The following is a 23,068-nucleotide window of genomic DNA, read 5'->3' as shown; positions in this document are numbered from 1 at the left end:
GAGCCTGCGCACACCATGAAATCCTTTGCCATCGCATCCGCCGTGCTTGCCCTGGCCTTGAGCCTCAGCGGCTGTATCGGCGCGCCCATCGCCCTGACCGCGCAGACCGAGCAACGCCTGCAAGCCCAGGCGCCGATCCGTTTTTTGCTGACCTTCGATGACGGCCCCAGCGCCTCGGGCTACGACAACCCCAGCCGCTCAGTGCTCGCCGACCTGGCGCACAACCCGGTGCTGCCGGGGATCAAGGCGGTGTTCTTCCTGCAGACCGAATCGTCGCGTTCCGGCGGCAGCTCGCGGGGGCGCAAGACGATGGCGCGTGAATACGCCGGCGGGCATGTGCTGGCTTTTCACACTGCCACGACCTTTCATACCAACCACCGCTGGCTGAATGATGCCGAGCTGGAGCGCACCCTCAGCCAGGGCGCGAGCGATATCGCCTCGATCACCGGCGCGCCGCCCGTGCTGGTCCGCCCGCCGTTCTGGAACTACGACCGGCGCACCTTCGCCGCCTACCAGCGCCACGGCATGCAGGTCCTGCTGACTGACCTGAGCGCCAATGACGGAAAGATCTGGGGTTTCAATGGCAGCCCAAGGCGCCGCGCCAACCTGTATCGACAACTGTCGGTGGTGCGCGAGCGCATCGCGCTGGGGGAACTGCCGACGGTGGACGGCGTGATACCGGTGGTGGTGACCTTCCACGATATCAACCGCTATACCGCGCGGCATATGCAGGAATACCTGCAGATCCTGCTGGACAGCGCCCGGATCAATGGCATGAAGACCGCAGCCGAACCGTTCTACACCGATACGGCCGCCCTGCAACGCGCGGCGCTGGCGCGTACGGTCAAAGACGTGAATGAAGCAGTGCATCTGCCGGGCGTGTGGAATTGGGTGTGGGACGCGGACTCCCACTGATCACTCGCGCGACTCGACACCCAGCTCATCCCATACAGACTCCGCCAGGTGAAACGTGGCATTCGCCGCCGGAATCCCGCAATAGATCGCACTCTGCATCAGTACTTCCTTGATCTCGGCACGGGTCACGCCGTTGCTGGCCGCCGCACGCAAATGCAGCTTCAACTCTTCACTGCGGTTCATGCCGATCAGCATGGCGATGGTGATCAGGCTGCGGGTGTGGCGAGGCAGCCCGGGGCGGGTCCAGATGTCACCCCAGGCGTGGCGGGTGATCATGTCCTGGAACTCGCTGTTGAACTCGGTCAGGGCATTGAGGCTGCGGTCGACATGGGCATCGCCCAGCACTTCGCGGCGCACCTGCAGGCCGTCGGCATAACGTTGTTTCTCGTCCACAAAAAACTCCTGGTTCAATAAGATTTCAACTCGCCACAACAGCTGCCTCAGCGGGCCAGCAGAAACGTGATCACCCGATCACTGAACGCCGCACCGGCCTGCACATTGGACAGGTGCGCGGCGTAGAACTCGGCGTACTCGGCGCCCTGCACATGGTGCTGGATAAAGTGACCACCGGCCGGTGGGGTCACGGCGTCTTCAGTGCCGGCAATCACCAGGGTTGGCGCCTTGATCTTCGGCAACTGCTCACGGAAATCCGCATCACGCACGGCAGCGCAGTTGGCCGCGTAACCTGGGGGCGAAGTCGCGGCAAGCATGTCGGTGATCTGCTTGGCCTGGTGCGGGTTGGCTGCCGCAAAATCGGCGGTGAACCAACGCGCAATCGACGCATCGCGCAAGGCCACCATGGCCGCCGCGCCATCACGCAGGACCATCTCGATCCGTGGGTTCCAGATCTCCGGCGTGCCGATTTTGGCGGCGGTGTTGCACACCACCAGGCGCTGCAGGCGCTCACCGGCATTAATCCCCAGCCATTGGCCGATCAAGCCGCCCATGGACAGCCCGCAAAAGTGCGCACGCTGAATATCCAGCGCATCCAGCAGTGCGATCACGTCGTGGCCCAACTGCTCGATGCTGTACGGTCCCTCGGTCACCAGGGATTTGCCGTGGCCACGGGTGTCGAAACGCAACACCCGGAAATGCTCGGTAAACGCCGGGATCTGGATGTCCCACATATGCAGGTCGGTACCCAGCGAGTTGGACAGCACCAGCACCGGTGCGTCCACGGGGCCATCGAGTTGGTAATGCAGTTCGCCCTCGGCGAGTTGTACGAAAGCCACAGCGTTCTCCTTAGGCGGTCAATGCAAAGTGTTCGGTGACAGCGCGAGTGACCCAGGTGGGCGCCTGGCCCAGGTAATGGGCCGGGTCGAGCAGGCGGTCCAACTCGGTGGCGGACAGCTCGGCGGTGACCTGCGGTTCGTCCGCCAGCACCGCGCGCAAGTGGCGCCCTTCTGCAACGGCGCGTTTGCAGCATTGCTCCAGCAGGTGGTGCGCGGTTTCCCGGCCCAGGCGTTGAGCCAGCACGATGCTGACGGCTTCGGCCAGCACCAGCCCTTGGGTCAGGTCGAGGTTGTGGGCCATGCGTCCGGGGTCGACTTCCAACCCTTCGCTCACCAGCAGCGCTTGTTTCAAGGCCCCGGACACCAGGCGGCAAATCTCCGGCAAGGTTTCCCATTCGGCGTGCCACAGGCCCAGGCTGCGTTCGTGTTCCTGGGGCATGGCGCTGAACATCGTCGCCACCAGGCCGGGCACGCGCGTGGCGGTGCTGATCAGCACAGCGGCGCCGACCGGGTTGCGTTTGTGCGGCATGGTCGACGAACCGCCCTTGCCGGGCGCCGACGGCTCGAACACTTCGGCCGCTTCGGTTTGCATCAGCAGGCTGATATCGCGGCCCAGTTTGCCGAGGCTGCCGGCGATCAGGCCCAGGACGGAGGCGAACTCCACCAGACGATCCCGTTGGGTGTGCCAGGGTTGTTCAGGCAGGCTCAGTTGCAACTCAGCCGCCAGCGCCTCGGCCACCGGCATGGCGTGTTCACCGAGTGCCGCCAACGTCCCGGACGCGCCGCCGAATTGCAGCACCAGCAAACGCGGTTGCAGTTCTTTCAAACGCTGGCGACTGCGCGTCACCGCGCCCAGCCAACCGGCAATCTTCATTCCCAGGGTGACCGGCGTCGCGTGCTGCAACCAGGTACGCCCGGCCAACGGCGTCGTCGCATAACGCTGGGCCTGGGCGGCCAGCACATCGCCCAGACGCGCCAGGTCCGTTTCGATCAACCCCAGGGCCCGGCGTAGTTGCAGCACCAGCCCGGTGTCCATCACGTCCTGGCTGGTCGCGCCCAGGTGCACATAGCGTTCGGCCCCGGCATCGCCGCTGGCAATCAACTTGCCCAGCGCCTTCACCAGCGGAATCGCCGAATTCCCCGCCGTGGCAATCGCCACGCCGAGGGCGTCCACGTCGTACAGCGACGCCAGACACGCCTGGGCAATCGGCGCCACGGCGGCCTGGGGAATCAACCCGACCCGGGCCTGCGCCCGGGCGAGCGCGGCTTCGAAATCGAGCATGCCCTGCAGGCGTCCCTGGTCGCAGAACACCTCGGCCATGCTGTCAGCGGTGAAGTAAGCGTCGAACAGTTGATTGCTCGTGCGCAGTGTCATAACTCATCCCTTACAAATCGTGATGCAGGTACGCCGCCTGTTTCGGCAGGCGCAAGCTGAACAGGAAGGCCACCGCCATCATGCCGGTGACATACCAATAGAAGGTGTTTTCCATGCCCATGGATTTGAGGCCCAGGGCCACGTATTCCGCCGAACCGCCGAAGATCGCGTTGGCCACCGCATAGGCCAGGCCCACGCCCAGGGCGCGCACTTGTGGCGGGAACATTTCCGCCTTCACCAGGCCGCTGATCGAGGTGTAGAAGCTGACAATCGCCAGGGCCAGGGTGATCAGCACAAACGCCAGGAACGGACTGCTGACGGTTTTCAAGCTGAGCAGGATCGGCACCGTGCACAGTGTGCCCAACGCGCCGAACCACAGCATCGAGTTACGCCGGCCGATCTTGTCGGCCAGCATGCCGAACAGCGGCTGCATGCACATGTACAGGAACAGCGCGCCGGTCATGATGTAACTGGCGGTCTTGGCGTGCATCCCGGCGGTGTTTACCAGGTACTTCTGCATGTAGGTGGTAAAGGTGTAGAAAATCAGCGAACCGCCTGCGGTGTAGCCGAGCACGGTGATGAATGCCGCCTTATGGTCACGGAACAGCGCGGCGATACTGCCGGCGTCCTTGTCCTCGCGGGTTTCCTTGCTGGTGGTTTCCTTGAGGGTGCGACGCAGCAGCAGGGAAATCACCGCCGCAATCGCACCGATCACGAACGGAATCCGCCAGCCCCAGGCGCGCAATTCTTCTTCAGTGAGGATCTGTTGCAGGATCACCACCACCAGCACGGCCAACAGTTGGCCACCGATCAGGGTCACGTACTGGAACGAGGCGAAAAACCCACGCTGACCCTTGAGTGCGACTTCACTCATGTAGGTGGCGGTGGTGCCATATTCGCCCCCCACCGACAGGCCCTGGAACAGCCGCGCCACCAGCAGCAGGGCCGGGGCCCAGGCGCCAATGTCTTTGTAGGTGGGCAAAAAAGCGATGACCAGGGAACCGGCACACATCATCAGCACCGAGATCATCATCGAATTCTTGCGCCCGTGCTTGTCGGCGACCCGGCCGAACAGCCAGCCGCCGATGGGGCGCATCAGGAAGCCGGCGGCGAACACGCCAGCGGTGTTGAGCAGTTGGACCGTGGGGTCATCCGACGGGAAAAACGCCGGGGCGAAGTAGATGGCGCAGAAGGCATAGACGTAGAAGTCGAACCATTCGACCAGGTTGCCGGAGGAGGCACCGACAATCGCAAAGATCCGCTTGCTGCGCTCTTCTCCGGTGTAGTGACTGGTGGTTGTTGTCATGGTTTTTCACTCAGTGGGAACGGTTATAGCCTAGACATACTTTGCAACAACCATGTTCCGCAAGCAGACTTTTGCGTAGGCAGTGCCTGAACCGGCCCCATCGGGGGCAAGCCCCCTCCCACATTTTGACCGCGCCGCCTATCAAATGTGGGAGGGGGCTTGCCCCCGATGGGGCCCTGACAAGCGACTCAATAATCGAAGAACACCGTCTCCTTATCTGTGCCCTGCAAAATCACATTCCACTGATGCACACCCGCCGCGTCCGGCTTGGCAATCAACGTGCCGCGCCGCTCGGCAGGCACACAGGCCAGCAACGGGTCATCCCCGTTCAACGCCTCGCCCTCGAAATAAATCCGCGTCAGCAGGTGCTTCACCAGCCCACGGGCAAACACCAGCACCACCAGGTGCGGCGCCTGGGTCGTACCTTGCAGGCCCGCCACGCTGCCCGGCTTGATCGTGGTAAAGCGGAAGCGCCCTTCGGCATCCACCGGTACCCGGCCAAAGCCTTCGAAGTTCGGGTCCAGCGCCTTGTCCTGCTCGTCTTCAGGGTGGGCGTACTTGCCGGCGGCATTGGCCTGCCAGACTTCGAGCATGGCGTCGTTGACAACATCACCGTTGCCGTCCACCACTTGCCCGCTGATCGCCACGCGCTCGCCGAGGGTGGCGGCGACGGTCAAATCCTCGCGGTTCAGCCAGGTCAGGCCGATGTGGTAGTACGGCCCGACGGTGTGGGACGTGGTCGCGTAGAGTGTCATCTCATTTCTCCATCGGCGTGGCGTCGCGGCCGCGCAGGACGATGTCCCAGCGGTAGCCGAGGGCATAGGAAGGGATGGTCTTTTCCAGGTCGAAACGGGCGATCAGGCGCTCCTTGGCGCTGGTATCCGGCACACAGTTGTAGATCGGGTCGTATTCCAGCAGCGGGTCGCCGGGGAAATACATCTGCGTCACCAGGCGTGTCAGCACGCTCGGGCCGAACAGCGAAAAATGGATATGCGCCGGGCGCCACGCGTTGTGGTGGTTGCCCCATGGGTAGGCTCCAGGCTTGATGGTCTGGAACTGGTACCAGCCATCGGCGTCGGTGACGGTGCGCCCGGTGCCGGTGAAGTTCGGGTCCAGCGGCGCATCGTGGAGGTCGCGCTTGTGGTTGTAGCGACCGGCGGCGTTGGCCTGCCAGATCTCCACGAGGATGCCCGGCACCGGCAGGCCGTTTTCATCCAGCACGCGGCCATGAATGATGATGCGTTCGCCCAACGGTTCGCCGTCGTGTTGGGCGGTGAGGTCGTTGTCCTTTTCGCTGACTCGCTCGGCGCCGATGGTCGGGCCGGTGATTTCCGACAAGGAATGAGGCAGGAACACCAACGGCTGGGACGGCGAACGCAGGTTCGTCGACTGGTAGGCCGGGTGCAGGTAATCAGGCTGAGTGCCCGCTTGCGGGCGCCGGTAACCGGGCTTGTCACTCATGGAGCTGTCCTCTCTTATTAGATGCGTTCGATCGCCAGGGCCAGGCCTTGGCCGACGCCCACGCACATGGTCGCCAGGCCTTTACGGCCGCCGGTTTTTTCCAACTGATGCAGGGCTGTCAGTACCAGTCGCGCACCGCTCATGCCCAAGGGGTGGCCCAGTGCGATGGCGCCACCGTTCGGGTTGACCTGGGGTGCATCGTCGGCGATGCCCAGTTCACGCAGCACCGCCAGGCCTTGGCTGGCGAAGGCTTCGTTGAGTTCGATCACATCGAAGTCAGTGACGGCCAGGCCCAGGCGCTCCACCAGCTTGCGCACCGCCGGCACCGGGCCGATGCCCATCACCCGTGGCGCAACACCGGCGCTGGCCATGCCCAGCACACGGGCGCGGGCAGTCAGGCCGTGTTTTTTCACCGCTTCGGCAGACGCCAGGATCAGCGCGGCCGCACCGTCGTTCACCCCCGAGGCATTGCCCGCGGTGACGGTCTTGTCCGGGCCGTTGACCGGCTTGAGTTTGGCCAGGGCTTCAAGGGTGGTGTCCCTGGGGTGCTCATCGTGCTCCACCACGGTTTCGCCTTTTTTCTGGGCGACCCGCACCGGCACGATTTCTTCGGCGAAGAACCCGGCCGCCTGGGCGGCGGCGGTGCGTTGCTGGCTGCGCAGGGCAAAGGCGTCCTGGTCGGCGCGGGAGACCTGGTAGTCGTCGGCGACGTTATCGGCGGTCTGCGGCATGGCGTCCACGCCGTACTGGGCCTTCATCAACGGGTTGATAAAACGCCAGCCGATGGTGGTGTCTTCCAGCTTCATGTTGCGCGAAAACGCCGCATCCGCCTTGCCCATCACGAACGGCGCACGGGACATCGACTCGACACCACCGGCAATCGCCAGCTCCATTTCGCCACTGGCGATGGCGCGAAACGCGGTACCGATCGCATCCATGCCCGAGGCGCACAAACGGTTGAGGGTCACCCCCGGAATGCTCTCCGGCAGGCCGGCCAGCAACAACGCCATGCGGGCGACGTTGCGGTTGTCTTCACCGGCCTGGTTGGCGCAGCCGAGGAACACCTCGTCAACGGCCGACCAGTCCACGGAAGGGTTGCGCTCGATCAGCGCCTTGATCGGCACGGCCGCCAGGTCATCGGCGCGTACACTGGACAGGCCGCCGCCAAAGCGGCCGATGGGGGTGCGAATCGCATCGCAGATAAAGACCTCGCGCATCAGGCTTCTCCCGGTGCTTGGCCGTGGGCGGCGGCCGTGCGTGCTTCGAGGTCACGCAGGGCGGTCAGTTCCACCTCGGTCGGTTCGGCGGTGGTGCTGACCTGCTCGGCAAATCGAATCGCCCAACCGGTGGCCGCTACGACTTGCTCGCGGGTCACCCCTGGGTGCAGGGCGGTAACCACGAATTCGTGGGTGCCCTCTTCCGGCTCCATGATGCACAGGTCGGTAATGATTCCGACAGGACCGGCACCCGGCAGACCCAGGCGTTTACGCGAATCGCCACCTTCGCCGTGGCCGACCGAGGTGATGAAGTCCAGCTTGTCGACAAACGAACGGGACGACTGCTTGAGGATGATCAACACGCTCTTGGCCGAGCCGGCGATTTCCGGCGCGCCACCGGCGCCCGGCAGGCGCACCTTGGGTTGGTGATAATCACCGACCACGGTGGTGTTGATGTTACCGAAACGGTCGACTTGCGCGGCACCGAGGAAGCCCACGTCGATACGCCCGCCCTGCAGCCAGTAGCGAAAAATCTCGCCGGTCGGCACCACGGTGTCGGCGGTTTCCGCCAGCTCACCATCACCGATCGACAATGGCAATACGCTGGGCTTGGCGCCAATCGGGCCGGATTCGTAGATCAGCACCACATCCGGCGACGAAGTCAGGCGCGCCAGGTTGGCGGCCTTGGACGGCAGGCCGATGCCCACAAAGCACACGGAGCCGTTCTTGAGGCGGCGCGCGGCGGCGACGGTCATCATTTCATTGGTCGAGTAAGCCATTACTTGGCCTCCTGCTGTGTGGTCAGCTTGGCCTGGAACTCACTGAAATCGGCAGTGCCGTGGATGTATTCATCCATCCAGGCGGTAAAGGTCCCACGGTCGCGAGCGATTGGGTCCCACGCCTGGTAGAAGCGGTTGTCACGCTCGTTGTAGCCGTGGGCGTAGGATGGATGGGCACCACCGGGTACATGGCACACCGCAGTGAGGGCCCAGGTCGGCAGTACGCAGCTGTTCATCGGCGCGTTCAGGTCATCGACGATTTCTTCCACGGTGACGATGCAGCGCTTGGCCGCCAGGGCCGCTTCCTTCTGCACCCCAAGAATGCCCCAGAGCAGCACGTTGCCCTTGCGATCAGCCTTTTGCGCGTGGATCACGGTGACGTCCGGACGCACCGACGGCACCGCTGCCAGCACCTCTCCGGTGAACGGGCACGTTACGGTCTTGATCAGCGGGTTGACCTTGGGCAAGTCGGAACCCGCGTAGGCGCGCAGCACCGCGAACGGCAGGCCCGATGCTCCGGCGACGTAGGCATTGGCCAGGTCGGCGTGGCTGTGTTCTTCGATTTCCAACGGTTGCGGCCATTGCTTTTCGACCGCGTCACGCAGGCGATGCAGGGAACCTACACCCGGGTTACCGCCCCAGGAGAAAATCAGCTTGCGCGCACACCCGGCACCGATCAACTGGTCGTAGATCAGGTCAGGCGTCATACGCACCAGTGTCAGGTCTTTCTTGCCCTGACGAATGATTTCATGACCCGCTGCCGTTGGGATCAGATGGGTGAAGCCTTCCAGTGCGACAGTGTCGCCGTCGTTCACGAATTGCTTCACCGCGTCGCGCAGCGCAAGAATTTCAGCCATGGGGTTGGGCTCCCGGTGTGGATCGAAAAGGCGCTGAGGTGGCGCCGAAGTGCTTGAAGATTAAGCCGGGGAAATCGGCCAAACAATCCGATAATCGACTCAGCGTTCGATTATCGAACGGATTGTTGGCAGGCTATCGATTGATCTCAGGTCGCATCCGCATGGCTGACCATGCCTTTGATCACCACGGCTGCCGTGGCCAAAGCGGCCGGAATCACCAGGGCGGTGAGCACCTGCTCGAAGTTCCAGCCGAGGCCGAGCAAGGTGGCGCCCATCCACGCGCCGAGGATCGCGCCGAAACGGCCGATGCCGAGCATCCACGACACGCCGGTGGCACGGCCTTGGGTTGGGTAGAAGCGCGCGGCCAGGGACGGCATCGCCGATTGCGCACCGTTGACGCACATCCCGGCGACCAGCACCAAGGTGGCCAATAGGGTGATATTGCCCAGGCTCTGCCCCACCGCGTAGGCAAACACCCCGGCCAGCAGGTAGAAGGTGCCGATGACCTTGTGGGGATTGAACCGGTCCATCGCCCATCCCACGCCGACGGCGCTCAATACGCCACCAAACTGGAACAACGCGCCGATGAAGGCGGCCTGCTCCATGCTGGCGCCGCTGTCACGCATCAGGGTCGGCAGCCAACTGGTCAGCAAGTACACGATCACCAGGCCCATGAAGTACGTGAGCCACAGCAGCAAGGTGCCGGCGCTGTAGGTGCCCGAGAAAATCACCGCGAACACGTTGCGCGCCTTGACGGTTTTTTGTTCGGGCACGCTGAAGGCCGTGGCCTGGGCAACAATAGAGGGTTCGATGGGCGACAGGGTTTTGCGCACCTTGTCGGTGCCGCGATTGCGCACCACCAGGTAACGCGCCGACTCCGGCAGCCACACCAGCAGTACCACTGCGAGGATCAAGGGCAGGATGCCACCGATCAGCAGCAGGCTATGCCAGCCGAACGCCGGGATCAGCTTGGCCGAGATAAACCCGCCACCGGCCATGCCCAGGTTGAAACCACAGAACATGCTGGTCACCAATAGCGACTTGTGGCGTTCAGGGGTGTATTCGGAGAGCAAGGTCGTCGCGTTCGGCATGCCGGCACCCAGGCCCAGCCCGGTGAGAAAACGCAGCACCAGCAATTGATCCACGTTGCTGCTGTAGGCCGAGGCCAGGCTGAAGGCACCAAACACCAGTACCGCGCCCACCAGTACAACCTTGCGCCCGAAACGGTCAGCCAGCGGTCCGGAACCCAGGGCGCCGAATACCATGCCGATCAACGCAGCACTCATCACCGGGCCAAGGCTGGCGCGATCGATGCCCCAGTCCTGGGACAGCGCGGGCGCGATAAAACCCATGGCGGCGGTGTCGAGGCCATCGAGGAAAACGATGAGGAAACACAGGATCACCACGCGCCACTGGTAACGGGACAGTGGCTGGGTGTTGATAAAGGACTGCACGTCCAGGGTGGTACCGACAGAAGGCTGATTCATTATTCTTATTCCACACCGATGGCGGGCCAACGGCCTGGGGCCGTCATTATTATTGGGGCGCCCTCAAGAGCGCTGCCGCACAGTAATAAGCCGGGGGAAACATCGTCAATTGATCAAGCCGGGATCTGTGCGGTCACCGAACACCTTAGGCAAACAACTGCGCACTCAACTCACGGCTGGCACTGAGCATGCTCGGCAGGAAACGCTGCTCCAGTTCGCTGCGGCTGACCCGCCCAGCGTGAGTACTGACATTGAGCGCCGCCAGCACCTGGCCGGACGCGTCATACACCGGCACGGCGATGGAGCGCAGGCCCTGTTCCAGTTCCTGGTCGACAATGCACCAGCCCTGCTGACGCACTTGTTGCAGGCATTCGAACAAGGCTTCAGGGGTGGTCAGGGTGCGGCTGGTCTTGGTTTGCAGGTCGGCATGGTCGAGGTAGTCCTGCAGCGAAGCGTCATCCAATGCCGCGAGCAGGATGCGGCCCATGGAGGTGCAATAGGCCGGCAACCGTCCGCCCACCGACAGGTCCACGGAAATCAGGCGCTGGGTGGTGGCCGAACGGGCGATGTAGAGGATGTCGTCGCCTTCGAGGGTGGCCATGTTGCAGGCTTCGTGCAATTGCTCGCTCATACGGTCCAGATAAGGCTGGGCCGATACCGCCAACGGCGTGGAGGACAAGTAGGCATGCCCCAGGGTCAGGACTTTGGGCAGCAATGAATAGGTGCGCCCATCAGTGGTGGCATAGCCGAGTTTGATCAGGGTATGCAGGCAGCGGCGTACGGCGGCGCGGGGGATCTCGGTGCGGTGACTGATCTGGGCGATGGTCAGGTGGCGCTTGCGCTCCTGGAACGCCTGCACCACGGCCAGGCCGCGGGCCAGGGAGGTCATGAAGTCGGGGTCACCGGTAAACGCCTGGATACGCTTGGCCGGCGAGGCAACGATCGGCGGCGCCACTGACGCGAAAGAGTTGCGCAATTGATCGTTCATGCCAGGTTCCTTTCTCTTATTGTCAACCGCAGGGGGATTGGGCTGCTATTACAAGCCGGGCCAGCCGTGATGCACAAGGCAGGCCCCGCAACATTGGGCGATTATCGGACAACCATGCGATTATCGCAATTTAGCCCTGCGCCTGAGGGCGATCTATCAACCGCATCCCCGGCAAAGTTAAGCCGTTTATTTAATAGCTTGTTTCCTTGTTGAGTTTATGACGCCAGAATTTCAGCAAATACTGACGCGTCGACGTAACAAAACACTCACACAAAGTTGACGGTTTTTAACTTTATGCCGATAGTGTTATTCAAATGCGCCGCTATAATGCACCCTGTGCGGAGGTCAACCCGGTTTCATATCGGGGCCGGAGCTCGCCAAACCATGCACAGGCCGTGCATGGACGGTCGCAACTACCTGCCTGGAATGACTGCCACAACAGTGGCCTCTCGTTTCTATTTCAAACTTGAACACTTCATGGATTCAATTTTGAAATAGCCCGAGGCGGCATTCAGGCATTAACGCTGCTACGTATTTACACTCAACTCAATTAGGTAACAACGTGACGAAAGATGAACTGCGCGCGGAACTTGAGCGCCAGGAGCAACGTTACAAGGACGTTTACGGCGGGGAAGTCACCACCTACGCCGCCCAGCCTGAACCTGAACGCAAACCATGGCGCAAGCGAGCCAGCCTGCTCGACCAGGCATTTGCCCAGGAAATCCAAAAGATTGAACAGGAACTCAAGGCCGAAGAGCCATAAGCGCTTCGGATCGAGTCCAGGGCCTTGCCTGCAGCGATGCCATTTAGCCATCCTCCAGCCGACCTGAATCCCACCATCGCCTGTAAAATTTCATACAAATGTTTCAGGCATGACGATTTGGTGACAAAACCCTGTCTTTTCAGCCCTGTGCTTTATAAATCAAAGACTTGCCAAAGCCCCGAAAACCCTGGGATCGCCAGCTTTCGCCCAGGGCGATTCGATGAAGATTGATACCGATGAGCAGCTAGTGCATCGATTACCGAGGTTTTCTGGCATAATCGCGCCCCCTTACGACCGGGTCAGAAAACCTTCATGATCGATTTATTCAGCGGACTGGATGCTTGGGTTCTCGTGAGCCTGTTGCTCGCCCTGGCCTTTGTCCTCGCCTTCGAGTTCATCAATGGCTTTCATGACACCGCTAACGCGGTGGCCACAGTCATCTATACCAAAGCCATGCCGCCGCATCTGGCCGTGTTCTTCTCCGGGGTATTCAATTTCCTCGGCGTGTTGCTCGGTGGTGTCGGTGTCGCCTACGCCATCGTGCACCTGCTGCCCGTGGAGTTGCTGATCAATGTGAACACCGGCCATGGCTTGGCGATGGTCTTCTCGTTGTTAGCCGCGGCGATCACCTGGAACCTGGGCACCTGGTACTTCGGTATCCCCGCCTCCAGCTCCCACACCCTGATCGGTTCGATCCTCGGTGTCGGCCTGGCCAATGCCCTGATCAACGACATCCCCCTGGCTGACGGTGTGAACTGGCAGAAGGCCGTCGATATCGGCGCGTCCCTGGTGTTCTCGCCGATGGCCGGCTTCCTGGTCGCAGCCCTGGTGCTGATCGGCCTGAAATGGTGGCGCCCGCTGTCGAAGATGCACAAGACCCCGGACCAGCGCCGCAAGCTCGACGACAAGAAGCACCCGCCGTTCTGGAACCGCCTGGTCCTGGTGATTTCGGCCATGGCCGTGAGTTTCGTGCACGGCTCCAACGATGGCCAGAAAGGCATCGGCCTGATCATGCTGGTGCTGATCGGTATCGTGCCGGCGCAGTTCGTACTCGACCTGGGCAGCACCACCTACCAGATCGAACGTACTCGCGACGCCACGCTGCACCTTAACCAGTTCTACCAGCGCAACCACGAGACCCTGGGTGAGTTCCTGGCCCTGGGCAAAAGCGTGAAAGACGACCTGCCGGGCAAGTTCCGCTGCAACCCGCAGCAGACCGAACCCACCATCAATGCCTTGCTGGATACCTTGAAAGGCGTCTCCGATTACCATTCCCTGAGTGCCGATCACCGCATCGAAGTGCGCCGCTACCTGCTGTGCCTGGACGACACCGCGAAAAAAGTCGGCAAGCTGCCGGGCCTGGAAGCGCGTGAGAAGTCCGACCTCGACAAGCTGCGCAAGGACCTCACCGCCACCACCGAGTACGCACCGTTCTGGGTGATCCTCGCGGTCGCACTGGCCCTGGGCCTGGGCACCATGGTGGGCTGGAAGCGTGTGGTACTGACGATCGGTGAGAAGATCGGCAAGCAGGGCATGACCTATGCCCAGGGCATGTCGGCACAGATCACCACCGCCACGATGATTGGCTTTGCCAATATCTTCGCCCTGCCGGTCTCCACCACCCACGTCCTGTCTTCCGGCGTGGCGGGCACCATGGTCGCCAACAAAAGCGGCCTGCAAGGTGGCACGGTCAAGACCATCCTGATGGCTTGGGTGTTGACCCTGCCTGCGACCGTAGGCCTCTCGGCCGGCTTGTTCTGGCTGGCCTCCAAGGCACTGGGTAACTGATCGCCAGGCGCTGACAAAAAAGGTGCGGCCTCTGTGAGGACCGCACCTTTTTTTATGGACCAGAATTGAACACCCAAAAAAAAGGGCGACCGAAGTCGCCCAAAATGCCTTGCGTGCTCATGTAACCCGGAAAGACCTAAGGTTTTTTACGCTTGTTCGCGTCTTTCCAGATAAAAAATCCAAACCCTACAAAAAACAGCACCATGAGGCTTACAGTCAGCACTCCGGCGAATACCACATTATCGATAAACATGACCGGCCTCCTGCACTTGCCTTGTTGCGATAGGGCTAAGTTAATGGAGAAGGCGGATTGAAAAATTGACGGGGATCAATGTCGCCCGCGACGGGGCGTAAAGAAGGGCAGTAACTGACCTGCATCAATAGATGCAGGCCGTTTTAACGCTTTTTGGGTTTGTTCTTTGATTTTTTCTTGGCTTTGCCCAACGGCATTGCGTGCTCAAACGCCTGGCGCACTTCATTCAGGCGCTTGTCATTCAGGTCATGCACGCGCTTGGCGCGTTCGGCGTTCAGGTCGATCAGCTTGTCGTCATCACTCATGGCTTGGCTTACGTCGTGGCGAGTAAGGCTCAATAATGCGGACTCCTGCGCCCGACGGCAAATCAACCGGCGACAAAAAACCGAGCGCCGCCCAAAATCGGCACTTTCCAACCACTCAAGGAGGCGTATTCAGGTGGCACTGCATAAGGATCTTCCGCCGCTGCTGGCCCTGCGCGCCTTTGAAGCCGTGGCCCGGCACTTGAGCTTTATCAAGGCCGCGCAGGAATTGTCGGTAACCCAGAGTGCCCTGAGCCATCAGGTACAAAAGCTCGAACTGCACCTGGGTAAATCGCTGTTTATCCGACGCACCCGCGCGATCGATCTGACCGCAGACGGCCAGCAGTACTACGCCGAAATCCGTCCCGCCCTGGACGCCATTGCCGTCGCGACCCGCGCCCAACGGGTGGTGCCCAACGCCACGGTGTTACGTGTCGGCCTGCTGGCGTCGTTCGCCACCCTGTGGTTGGCGCCGCGCCTGGCGGGTTTTCTCAACCGCTATCCGCATATCCAGGTGGAGCTGCTGCCGGCGATTCAACTGGCAAACGTCGCGGCGGCCGAAGTCGACCTGGCCATTCGCTACGGCAAGGGCGACTGGCCCGACGTGCAGGCCACACGACTGATGCCGGAGGTGATCTCACCGGTGTGCAGCCCGGCATTCAAGGCCAGCCAAGTGCACAACGGTGCGCTGTTGATGGCCACTTCGCACCGTCCTTTTGAGTGGACGGACTGGTCTGGGCACTATCAAGTCGACCTCAAGCACCATCCGCGCGTCATGCTGCACGACTACAACATCGTGGTCGAAGCCGCGGTGGCCGGCCAGGGCATTGCCATGGGCCGTCATCGCTTGATCCAACGCAGGCTGGATGATGGCAGCCTGGTAGAAGCCTTCGATTGGCCGCCCTATCACAGTGAAATAGGCTACTGGTTGATTGCAGCGCAAGGCCCTGCCAGCGACGCCGCGCGGTGTTTCAGCGAGTGGTTGAAGGACATCTGCCGCGACACGTGAGTTATTTCGATACGTCGAATGAGATCTATCCGTTTGTCGACACTCCCCCCTGCCCCACATGCTGAAACCTCCTGACCCAAGAGGATTCACCATGAGCGACTCCCTCCGCCACCGCGTGCAAGCCCTCGGCCTGACGCTGCCATCACCCAGCCAGCCGATTGCCAACTACATCAACCATGTGGTCAGCCAGAACCAGCTGTTTATCTCTGGGCAAATCCCGCTGATAGACGGCAAGCCTGCCTACGTGGGCCGCCTGGGCGAATCCCTCAGCGAGGAAGAAGGTATCCAGGCCGCGGAACTGGCTGCACTGGGCTTGCTCGCGCAATTGAGCGATGCCCTGGGCGATGACCTGTCGCGCCTGGTGCGCGTCCTGCGCCTGGGGGTGTTTATCGCCAGCAGCAGCGACTTCCAGCACCAGGGCGCCGTGGCCAATGGTGCGTCCAACCTGCTGGTGAATGCCCTCGGCGAAAAGGGCCGGCATGTGCGCACGGCAGTGGGTGTTTGCAGCCTGCCGGCCGGCGTGGCGGTGGAGGTTGACGGGATTTTCGAGTGGCAGCCGTGAGCCCGCTTGAGGTCCAACACCTGCGCGATGGCACTCCCGGCTGCCAGTCGGGCATCGTGCACTTCAACCCTGCCGGCGCCTCATTACCAAGCCAGGCAACCCTCGATGCCATCGTCGACCAACTGCAACGCGAAGCCCGTGACGGCCCGATGGAAGCCGGCGAACAGGGCGCCGTGCTGGTGGAGAAAGCTCGCCGCGCTGCCGCGCAGTTGCTCAACGCGCCCACCCCGTCTATTGCCTTTGCCAGCAGCGGCTCGACCGCCTGGAGCATGGCGTTCCAGGCCTTGGGCCCGTGGCAGCCGGGCGACCGCATTCTGGTAGGACGCCACGAATGGGGCGGCAACCTGGCGAGCATGCAGTTGGCGGTGCAAGCCGGCGCGCGGGTGGACGTCATCCCCTGCGATGCTAGCGGCGCGGTGTGCCCCGTGGCGTTGGAAGCCATGCTCGATTCAAGCGTAAAGCTCATCGACCTCACCTGGCTCCCCGCCAACGGCGGCCTGATCAACCCCGCCCAGGCCATCGGCGAAGTGGCCAGGCGTCATGCCATCGCCTACTTTATCGATGCCGGCCAAGCCGTCGGCCAGGTGCCGGTGGACGTGCAGGCGTTGCAGTGCGATGTGCTCAAGGCGGCCGGGCGCAAGCACCTGCGCGGGCCACGGGGGACGGCGCTGCTGTATGTGCGGCCGGATTTCCTCCCGCACTTGAACCCCGCCCAGCGCGACGTGTTTTCCGCCCCCTGGAGCGCCGACGGTTTTGACCTGCGCAACGACGCCCGGCGCTTTGAGACCAGCGAGGTGTCCTTTGCCCTGTTGGCAGGCCTGGGCAATGCGCTGCAGGAGATGAATCAGCTGGGGATCGAGCGTGTGTGGGAACGCATCACGCACACCAGCAGGCGAATCCGCGAAGCGTTGCGCGGGATTCCGGGCGTTTCCCTGCATGACCTGGGCACGCTTCAATCAGGCCTGATCGCCTTCAACCTCGCCGGCTGGGACGCCTTCGAACTCAAGCGGCAATTGGGATTGAAGCGGATCAATATCGGAGCCAACGGTGTGGCCTACACCCCGTTGGATATGCAGGCCCGTGGCCTGACCAGTATTGCGCGGATCTCCGTCAGCCCGTTCAACAACGATCACGACATCGAGTTGCTGATGACGGCCCTGGGGGAACTGCGGGGCTAAACCTCGACGTCCACCCACAAGCCCTGGCGCGGCGCGTCTTCGATCAGCGGCACAACCGGTACGGTGTTGTCGGCATTGAGCAGGTCGCCCGGGATCGCCAAGTGTTGATCCGGGTCTTCATCGGCTTCGCGCCGGCGTTTCTGCTGTTCCTGCTGGCGGCGTTGCTCTTCGCGCAACAACAGGGTCGACTGCTCGGCATCGCCCTTTTTCAGGTCGATGGTGCTTTCGTTGGAGCCCGCTTGCACAGGAACCACGGGCGGAATATCGGGTTTCTGGCGGACCGGGTCGAGTTGCGACGTAACCGGTACGACGCTGACGGGCAGCATAGGTGGAAGCATGATAGTTGTTCTCCTGTCAGCAGGCTGTCGGCGGGCCGCGCGACGACTTGAGCGCAGGTTCGCCAACCTGTGACCCAGTCGACACTCACAAGTGCCCGCCACCCGTCGATTGCGTGCTCACCCGGCCGCCCAAACGGCGTAGTTTTTGTCAGAGTCCTTGGGCGTGGGGCCTTGTTCCGTTAACATAGTCGGCTTTTTCACGGCGGGAGTCAGGCAGCATGGCGCAGCAGTATCAACCGGGGCAACGCTGGATTAGTGACAGCGAAGCAGAGCTGGGGTTAGGCACCGTTCTGGCACAGGACGGCCGCTTGTTGACCGTGCTCTATCCGGCCACTGGCGACACCCGCCAGTATGCGCTACGGAATGCGCCCCTCACCCGTGTGAGGTTCTCGCCGGGTGACTCCATCACCCATTTCGAAGGCTGGAAAATGACCGTGCAGGAAGTCGACGACGTCGACGGCCTGCTGGTCTACCACGGCCTCAATGGGCAGCACGAGCAGGTCACCCTGCCGGAAACCCAGCTCTCCAACTTTATCCAGTTCCGCCTGGCCAGCGACCGTCTGTTCGCCGGGCAGATCGACCCGCTGGCCTGGTTCTCGCTGCGCTATCACACCCTTGAACACACCAGCCGCCAATTGCAATCCTCGCTGTGGGGCCTGGGTGGCGTGCGTGCGCAACCTATTGCCCACCAATTGCACATCGCCCGTGAAGTCGCTGACCGTATCGCACCACGGGTCTTGCTGGCGGACGAAGTGGGCCTGGGCAAGACCATCGAAGCCGGCCTGGTGATCCATCGCCAACTGCTGTCGGGCCGCGCCAACCGCGTACTGATCCTGGTACCGGAAAACCTGCAGCACCAGTGGCTGGTGGAAATGCGCCGCCGCTTCAACCTGCAAGTGGCGCTGTTCGATGAAGAACGCTTTATCGAAAGCGATGCCGCCAACCCGTTCGAAGACACCCAGCTGGCCCTGGTCGCGCTGGAGTGGCTGGTGGACGATGAGAAGGCCCAGGACGCGCTGTTCGCCGCCGGTTGGGACCTGATGGTGGTCGACGAAGCTCACCACCTGGTCTGGCATGAAGACAAAGCCAGCCCGGAATACAGCCTGGTCGAACAACTGGCCGAGGTCATCCCGGGCGTGCTGCTGCTCACCGCCACCCCGGAACAGCTGGGCCAGGACAGCCACTTCGCGCGCCTGCGCCTGCTGGACCCGAACCGTTTCCACGACCTGCACGCCTTCCGTGCCGAAAGCGAGAACTATCGCCCGGTGGCCGAAGCCGTGCAGGAGCTGCTCGACAAGGGCCGCCTGTCGCCTGCCGCGCACAAGACTATCCAGGGTTTCCTCGGCAACGAAGGCGAAGCGCTGCTGACCGCCGTCAACGATGGCGACGCCGAAGCCAGTGCGCGCCTGGTGCGTGAACTGCTCGACCGCCACGGCACCGGCCGCGTGCTGTTCCGTAACACCCGTGCCGCCGTGCAGGGTTTCCCGGAGCGTAAGCTGCACGCCTACCCGCTGCCGAACCCGGACGAATACCTCGAGCTGCCGCTGGGCGAACACGCCGAGCTGTACCCGGAAGTCAGCTTCCAGTCGCAACCGGACATCGACGAAGAAAACCGCTGGTGGCGCTTCGACCCGCGCGTCGAGTGGCTGATCGACCAGCTGAAAATGCTCAAGCGCACCAAGGTCCTGGTGATCTGCGCCCACGCCGAAACCGCCATGGACCTGGAAGATGCCCTGCGCGTCCGCTCCGGCATCCCGGCCACGGTGTTCCACGAGGGCATGAACATCCTCGAGCGTGACCGCGCCGCTGCTTACTTCGCCGATGAGGAATTCGGCGCCCAGGTACTGATCTGCTCGGAAATCGGCAGTGAAGGCCGCAACTTCCAGTTCTCCCACCACCTGGTGCTGTTCGACCTGCCGTCCCACCCCGACCTGCTGGAACAGCGGATCGGCCGTCTGGACCGGATCGGCCAGAAACATGTGATCGAACTGCACGTGCCGTACCTGGAAACCAGCCCGCAACAGCGCCTGTTCCAGTGGTACCACGAAGCCCTTAACGCATTCCTTAACACCTGCCCGACGGGCAACGCCTTGCAGCACCAGTTCGGCCCGCGCCTGCTGCCGCTGCTGGAAAACGCCGACGACAGCGAGTGGCAAGCCCTGATCGACGAGGCCCGTGCCGAGCGCGAGCGCCTGGAGCAGGAACTGCACACCGGCCGCGACCGCTTGCTGGAGCTCAACTCCGGTGGCGCCGGTGAAGGCGATGCGCTGGTGGAGGACATCCTCGAGCAAGACGACCAGTTCGCCCTGCCGATCTACATGGAAACCCTGTTCGACGCCTTTGGCATCGACAGCGAAGACCATTCGGAAAACGCGCTGATCCTCAAGCCCAGCGAGAAGATGCTCGACGCCAGCTTCCCCCTGGGCGACGACGAAGGTGTGACCATCACCTACGACCGCAACCAGGCGCTGTCCCGTGAAGACATGCAGTTCATCACCTGGGAACACCCGATGGTGCAGGGCGGCATGGACCTGGTGCTGTCCGGCTCCATGGGCAACACCGCCGTGGCGCTGATCAAGAACAAGGCGCTCAAGCCAGGCACCGTGTTGCTGGAACTGCTCTACGTCAGCGAAGTGGTCGCGCCCCGCGCACTGCAACTGGGCCGCTACCTGCCGCCGGCGGCACTGCGCTGCCTGCTGGATGCCAATGGCAACGACCTGTCCGGCCGCGTCTCGTTCGAAACCTTGAACGACCAGCTGGAAAGCGTGCCACGGGCCAGCGCCAACAAGTTCGTGCAGGCCCAGCGCGATCAACTCACACCGCGGATCAATGCCGGTGAAGAGAAGATCACACCGCGTCACGCCGAACGTGTGGCCGAAGCCAAGCGTCGCCTGGCGGCAGACACCGACGAAGAACTGGCGCGCCTGACCGCGTTGCAAGCGGTCAACCCGACCGTCCGCGACAGCGAGCTGGTCGCCCTGCGCAACCAACGTGAGCAAGGCCTGGCCATGCTCGACAAGGCGGCGCTGCGACTGGAGGCGATTCGGGTGTTGGTAGCGGGTTGATTACCGCCCTGCCCTGTTGGATAGAGGCCCGCGCAATGCGGGCCTTTTTTATTCACTTGAGAACAGCGTTGGCGTTGCGGGCCTCATCGGGGGCAAGCCCCCTCCCACAGTTGACCGCGTTGTCATGTCGGTCACCGATCAATGTGGGAGGGGGCTTGCCCCCGATAGCGTCACCGCAGAATCAAGCCATCGCGGCCGCAGCCGGCACCTCAACCCCCTTCAACCCCTCCTTCATCCGCTTGGCATCACGCACAAAACTGCGTGACGCCTGGAACAGAAACAGCATCGTCAAGAACAGCGCCACCGGAATCAGGTACATGGCGTCATGCAAGCCCACCGCCTTGTAAGCCTCGGTCATCTGCTCGGCCCCCGCCGCATACATCGCCGAATGGGCAAAATGGTCGGACAACCCGCCCACCACAATCGGCCCCATGCCCCCGCCCAGCAAGTACAAACCGGCAAAGAACAGCGCCATCGCCGTGGCCCGCAGGCGCGGCTCGACCACGTCCTGGATCGCCGTGTACACACAGGTGTAGAAGTTATACGCAAACAACCAGCCCACACTGAACAGCGCCACAAACACGCCGATCTCGATGCGCCCGGCATGCAGGGCCCAGGCGGTGGTTACGGTGGAGATGATCAGGCTGCACGCCGCAAACAGCAGTCGGCCATTGGCAACACGTTGATGGATCTTGTCGGCAATCCAGCCCCCCAAGGTCAGGCCCACCAGGCCGGTCAACCCGACGATGACGCCGGTGGCGACCGCCGCGTCCTGCAGGGGCATGAGGAAATAGCGCTGCAGCATCGGCACCAGGAACGAGTTGCACGCGTAGGTGGCGAAGTTGAAGCACAACCCGGCCAGCACCAGCCACAGGAAGGTCGGCACGGCCAGCACGCGGCGAATCGGGCGATCGACGCGCTCCTGGGAGACTTGTACGGCTTCGGCGGCGCCGCGCTTGGGTTCCTTGATATAGAACATGAACACCGCAAGGATCAGCCCCGGCACGGCGGCGATGAAGAACGGCGCGCGCCAGCTGTCGAACGCCTTGACCATCCAACCGATAGTGAAGAACGCCAGCAACAGGCCCAAAGGCAGGCCCAGCATGAAAATCCCCATGGCCCGGGCGCGACGGTGCGCCGGGAACAGGTCGCCAATCAGCGAGTTGGCAGCCGGCGCATAGCTGGCTTCACCGATACCGATGCCCATGCGCACCAGCAAAAACGTCCAGAAACTGCCGACCAGGCCGTTGATCGCCGTCAACCCGCTCCACGCGAACAGGCCCCAGCCCATCAGTTTGCTGCGCGAGCCGGTATCGGCCAGACGCCCCAGCGGCAGGCCGGCAATGGCGTAGACGATGGTGAAGGCGGTGCCGATGATGCCGAGCTGGAAGTCGCTCAGGTGCCATTCCATGCGGATCGGCTCGATGATGATCGCCGGAATGGTGCGGTCGAAGAAGTTGAACAGGTTGGCGAGGAACAGCAGGAACAGAATGCGCCAGGCATTCGCCGCTTGGGTCGAGTTCTGCATGGGTCCGTCTCTTTTATTGTTATGAGAGCTGCGATGCCCGATGCATCCCGCCCGGTACCTGCAACATAGTCAGGCGAGCCGTGGTTGTCTGTAATGATTCGTAAAGCTGATAGGGCATGATTTCACCCGACAACACGGGACTTTGCCGACAAAAATATAAGTGCCTGCCCCCCTTCCCAACGGCCACGACCCGATTAGAATGGCGAGCCTTCCAGTAGTCCCCCACTCTACTTTTCTTATCGATGACGCCCATGTCCGAAGCCAGTCCGTGTCTGAGTTGCGGTGCCTGCTGTTCACACTTTCGTGTGTCTTTCTTCTGGGGTGAGTGCGCCTCCTCGGGGGGGACGGTGCCTGACGACCTGGTGGTGCAGATCAACCCCACCCGCGTGGCAATGATCGGCACCGACCAGAAGCCCGCGCGCTGCTGCAGCCTTGAAGGCGAAGTCGGCAAAGGTACGAGCTGCTCGATTTATGAGCAACGCTCAAGCCCCTGCCGAGAATTCGAAGCTTCATGGAGCCAGGGCGAGCAGAATGTCGATTGCGACGCCGCCCGTGCTGCGTTCGGCCTGCCGCCGTTACAAGCACCGTTCGAGTTGGAATTGCCCATCAGCGCTTAGCACTAATTGCTATGCACGGCATGCCAAAATCATTCAGAGCAAAGTGCC

Annotated in this window: 23 protein-coding genes; 8 read left to right on the top strand and 15 right to left on the bottom strand. The window is 62.4% G+C overall.

All coding sequences use genetic code 11. From position 1 onward, the window contains the following. The first annotated feature begins 15 nt into the window (after positions 1–15). Positions 16–915 (top strand): polysaccharide deacetylase family protein, encoded by a 900-nt coding sequence (locus BM416_RS09925; protein ID WP_092487768.1) that lies wholly within the window; start codon positions 16–18, stop codon positions 913–915. Here the strand turns inward: BM416_RS09925 and pcaC are convergent, their stop codons facing one another. The 11 genes from pcaC to pcaR all read right to left on the bottom strand — a co-directional run bounded on the left by pcaC (position 916) and on the right by pcaR (position 11,617). Further along, positions 916–1,308, bottom strand: coding sequence for a 4-carboxymuconolactone decarboxylase (pcaC, locus tag BM416_RS09920; RefSeq protein ID WP_027604400.1), 393 nt, complete (start codon positions 1,306–1,308; stop codon positions 916–918). It abuts the gene before it with no gap. Positions 1,309–1,355: 47 nt separating this feature from the next. After that, on the bottom strand, positions 1,356–2,147 hold the full coding sequence (gene pcaD, locus BM416_RS09915) for a 3-oxoadipate enol-lactonase (protein ID WP_092487765.1): 792 nt from the start codon (positions 2,145–2,147) through the stop codon (positions 1,356–1,358). Between the two features lie 10 nt (positions 2,148–2,157). Next, the gene (locus BM416_RS09910; protein ID WP_092487761.1) at positions 2,158–3,522 is read right to left on the bottom strand and encodes a 3-carboxy-cis,cis-muconate cycloisomerase; all 1,365 of its coding nucleotides are present in this window, start codon (positions 3,520–3,522) and stop codon (positions 2,158–2,160) included. Positions 3,523–3,532: 10 nt separating this feature from the next. Beyond that, positions 3,533–4,828 carry an MFS family transporter gene (locus BM416_RS09905; RefSeq protein WP_065938827.1) on the bottom strand — a complete coding sequence of 432 codons (1,296 nt, stop codon included), beginning with the start codon at positions 4,826–4,828 and terminating at the stop codon, positions 3,533–3,535. A gap of 188 nt (positions 4,829–5,016) precedes the next feature. Then, on the bottom strand, positions 5,017–5,583 hold the full coding sequence (pcaG, locus tag BM416_RS09900; RefSeq protein WP_092487758.1) for a protocatechuate 3,4-dioxygenase subunit alpha: 567 nt from the start codon (positions 5,581–5,583) through the stop codon (positions 5,017–5,019). A 1-nt stretch (position 5,584) separates the two neighbouring features. Beyond that, positions 5,585–6,289 (bottom strand): protocatechuate 3,4-dioxygenase subunit beta, encoded by a 705-nt coding sequence (gene pcaH / locus BM416_RS09895; protein ID WP_027604405.1) that lies wholly within the window; start codon positions 6,287–6,289, stop codon positions 5,585–5,587. A 17-nt stretch (positions 6,290–6,306) separates the two neighbouring features. Then, positions 6,307–7,509, bottom strand: a complete 1,203-nt coding sequence (pcaF, locus tag BM416_RS09890; protein ID WP_175539055.1) for a 3-oxoadipyl-CoA thiolase — start codon at positions 7,507–7,509, stop codon at positions 6,307–6,309. Beyond that, positions 7,506–8,285, bottom strand: a complete 780-nt coding sequence (locus tag BM416_RS09885) for a CoA-transferase subunit beta (protein ID WP_027604407.1) — start codon at positions 8,283–8,285, stop codon at positions 7,506–7,508. The genes pcaF and BM416_RS09885 overlap by 4 nt, the downstream gene beginning before the upstream one ends. Next, positions 8,285–9,142, bottom strand: coding sequence for a CoA transferase subunit A (locus tag BM416_RS09880; protein WP_065928284.1), 858 nt, complete (start codon positions 9,140–9,142; stop codon positions 8,285–8,287). The genes BM416_RS09885 and BM416_RS09880 overlap by 1 nt, the downstream gene beginning before the upstream one ends. A gap of 146 nt (positions 9,143–9,288) precedes the next feature. Then, on the bottom strand, positions 9,289–10,629 hold the full coding sequence (locus tag BM416_RS09875; RefSeq protein ID WP_092487752.1) for a 4-hydroxybenzoate transporter PcaK: 1,341 nt from the start codon (positions 10,627–10,629) through the stop codon (positions 9,289–9,291). A gap of 145 nt (positions 10,630–10,774) precedes the next feature. Next, the gene (pcaR, locus tag BM416_RS09870) at positions 10,775–11,617 is read right to left on the bottom strand and encodes a pca regulon transcriptional regulator PcaR (RefSeq protein WP_025855315.1); all 843 of its coding nucleotides are present in this window, start codon (positions 11,615–11,617) and stop codon (positions 10,775–10,777) included. Between the two features lie 562 nt (positions 11,618–12,179). On the opposite strand from pcaR, the gene BM416_RS09865 reads away from it, so the two are divergent. Then, on the top strand, positions 12,180–12,380 hold the full coding sequence (locus BM416_RS09865) for a hypothetical protein (protein ID WP_003172389.1): 201 nt from the start codon (positions 12,180–12,182) through the stop codon (positions 12,378–12,380). Positions 12,381–12,692: 312 nt separating this feature from the next. After that, positions 12,693–14,168, top strand: coding sequence for an inorganic phosphate transporter (locus BM416_RS09860; RefSeq protein ID WP_027604410.1), 1,476 nt, complete (start codon positions 12,693–12,695; stop codon positions 14,166–14,168). 136 nt (positions 14,169–14,304) lie between these two features. On the opposite strand, the gene ccoM is transcribed toward BM416_RS09860, so the two are convergent. Both ccoM and BM416_RS09855 read right to left on the bottom strand, forming a co-directional pair. After that, on the bottom strand, positions 14,305–14,421 hold the full coding sequence (ccoM, locus tag BM416_RS30980) for a cytochrome c oxidase subunit CcoM (protein WP_017530457.1): 117 nt from the start codon (positions 14,419–14,421) through the stop codon (positions 14,305–14,307). Positions 14,422–14,564: 143 nt separating this feature from the next. Then, positions 14,565–14,759 (bottom strand): hypothetical protein, encoded by a 195-nt coding sequence (locus BM416_RS09855; RefSeq protein ID WP_139237740.1) that lies wholly within the window; start codon positions 14,757–14,759, stop codon positions 14,565–14,567. 100 nt (positions 14,760–14,859) lie between these two features. Between BM416_RS09855 and BM416_RS09850 the strand changes: the two genes are divergently transcribed. The 3 genes from BM416_RS09850 (at position 14,860) to BM416_RS09840 (ending at position 17,472) form a co-directional block, all read left to right on the top strand. After that, positions 14,860–15,732 carry a LysR substrate-binding domain-containing protein gene (locus BM416_RS09850; RefSeq protein ID WP_092487746.1) on the top strand — a complete coding sequence of 291 codons (873 nt, stop codon included), beginning with the start codon at positions 14,860–14,862 and terminating at the stop codon, positions 15,730–15,732. A 91-nt stretch (positions 15,733–15,823) separates the two neighbouring features. Further along, positions 15,824–16,294, top strand: a complete 471-nt coding sequence (locus tag BM416_RS09845; RefSeq protein ID WP_092487743.1) for a RidA family protein — start codon at positions 15,824–15,826, stop codon at positions 16,292–16,294. After that, positions 16,291–17,472 carry an aminotransferase class V-fold PLP-dependent enzyme gene (locus BM416_RS09840; RefSeq protein WP_092488054.1) on the top strand — a complete coding sequence of 394 codons (1,182 nt, stop codon included), beginning with the start codon at positions 16,291–16,293 and terminating at the stop codon, positions 17,470–17,472. The genes BM416_RS09845 and BM416_RS09840 overlap by 4 nt, the downstream gene beginning before the upstream one ends. On the opposite strand, the gene BM416_RS09835 is transcribed toward BM416_RS09840, so the two are convergent. Beyond that, positions 17,469–17,810: a hypothetical protein gene (locus BM416_RS09835; protein ID WP_027604414.1), complete on the bottom strand. Its 342-nt coding sequence runs from the start codon at positions 17,808–17,810 to the stop codon at positions 17,469–17,471. The two genes, BM416_RS09840 and BM416_RS09835, sit on opposite strands and share 4 nt — an antisense overlap. Positions 17,811–18,028: 218 nt before the next feature. On the opposite strand from BM416_RS09835, the gene rapA reads away from it, so the two are divergent. After that, positions 18,029–20,875, top strand: a complete 2,847-nt coding sequence (gene rapA / locus BM416_RS09830; protein WP_092487740.1) for an RNA polymerase-associated protein RapA — start codon at positions 18,029–18,031, stop codon at positions 20,873–20,875. Between the two features lie 181 nt (positions 20,876–21,056). Here the strand turns inward: rapA and BM416_RS09825 are convergent, their stop codons facing one another. After that, a complete protein-coding gene (locus BM416_RS09825) occupies positions 21,057–22,403 on the bottom strand; it encodes a spinster family MFS transporter (RefSeq protein WP_092487737.1) in 1,347 nt (448 codons plus the stop codon). A 251-nt stretch (positions 22,404–22,654) separates the two neighbouring features. On the opposite strand from BM416_RS09825, the gene BM416_RS09815 reads away from it, so the two are divergent. Beyond that, positions 22,655–23,020, top strand: coding sequence for a YkgJ family cysteine cluster protein (locus BM416_RS09815; RefSeq protein ID WP_027604417.1), 366 nt, complete (start codon positions 22,655–22,657; stop codon positions 23,018–23,020). Positions 23,021–23,068 lie beyond the last annotated feature (48 nt).

Source organism: Pseudomonas sp. NFACC42-2 (genome assembly GCF_900116055.1).
In the GTDB taxonomy this organism is placed as follows: domain Bacteria; phylum Pseudomonadota; class Gammaproteobacteria; order Pseudomonadales; family Pseudomonadaceae; genus Aquipseudomonas; species Aquipseudomonas marginalis.
The sequence above is the reverse complement of the archived record's forward strand: the minus strand, read 5'-3'. Positions and strand labels throughout refer to the sequence as shown.

Bases quoted from the DNA above. Each gene is read 5' to 3' on its own strand.
- BM416_RS09925 (WP_092487768.1), top strand. From the start codon at position 16: ATGAAATCCTTTGCCATCGCATCCGCCGTGCTTGCCCTGGCCTTGAGC.
- BM416_RS09910 (WP_092487761.1), bottom strand. From the start codon at position 3,522: ATGACACTGCGCACGAGCAATCAACTGTTCGACGCTTACTTCACCGCT.
- BM416_RS09905 (WP_065938827.1), bottom strand. From the start codon at position 4,828: ATGACAACAACCACCAGTCACTACACCGGAGAAGAGCGCAGCAAGCGG.
- pcaG (WP_092487758.1), bottom strand. From the start codon at position 5,583: ATGACACTCTACGCGACCACGTCCCACACCGTCGGGCCGTACTACCAC.
- pcaH (WP_027604405.1), bottom strand. From the start codon at position 6,289: ATGAGTGACAAGCCCGGTTACCGGCGCCCGCAAGCGGGCACTCAGCCT.
- BM416_RS09885 (WP_027604407.1), bottom strand. From the start codon at position 8,285: ATGGCTTACTCGACCAATGAAATGATGACCGTCGCCGCCGCGCGCCGC.
- BM416_RS09880 (WP_065928284.1), bottom strand. From the start codon at position 9,142: ATGGCTGAAATTCTTGCGCTGCGCGACGCGGTGAAGCAATTCGTGAAC.
- BM416_RS09875 (WP_092487752.1), bottom strand. From the start codon at position 10,629: ATGAATCAGCCTTCTGTCGGTACCACCCTGGACGTGCAGTCCTTTATC.
- pcaR (WP_025855315.1), bottom strand. From the start codon at position 11,617: ATGAACGATCAATTGCGCAACTCTTTCGCGTCAGTGGCGCCGCCGATC.
- BM416_RS09860 (WP_027604410.1), top strand. From the start codon at position 12,693: ATGATCGATTTATTCAGCGGACTGGATGCTTGGGTTCTCGTGAGCCTG.
- ccoM (WP_017530457.1), bottom strand. From the start codon at position 14,421: ATGTTTATCGATAATGTGGTATTCGCCGGAGTGCTGACTGTAAGCCTC.
- BM416_RS09845 (WP_092487743.1), top strand. From the start codon at position 15,824: ATGAGCGACTCCCTCCGCCACCGCGTGCAAGCCCTCGGCCTGACGCTG.
- BM416_RS09835 (WP_027604414.1), bottom strand. From the start codon at position 17,810: ATGCTTCCACCTATGCTGCCCGTCAGCGTCGTACCGGTTACGTCGCAA.
- rapA (WP_092487740.1), top strand. From the start codon at position 18,029: ATGGCGCAGCAGTATCAACCGGGGCAACGCTGGATTAGTGACAGCGAA.
- BM416_RS09825 (WP_092487737.1), bottom strand. From the start codon at position 22,403: ATGCAGAACTCGACCCAAGCGGCGAATGCCTGGCGCATTCTGTTCCTG.
- BM416_RS09815 (WP_027604417.1), top strand. From the start codon at position 22,655: ATGTCCGAAGCCAGTCCGTGTCTGAGTTGCGGTGCCTGCTGTTCACAC.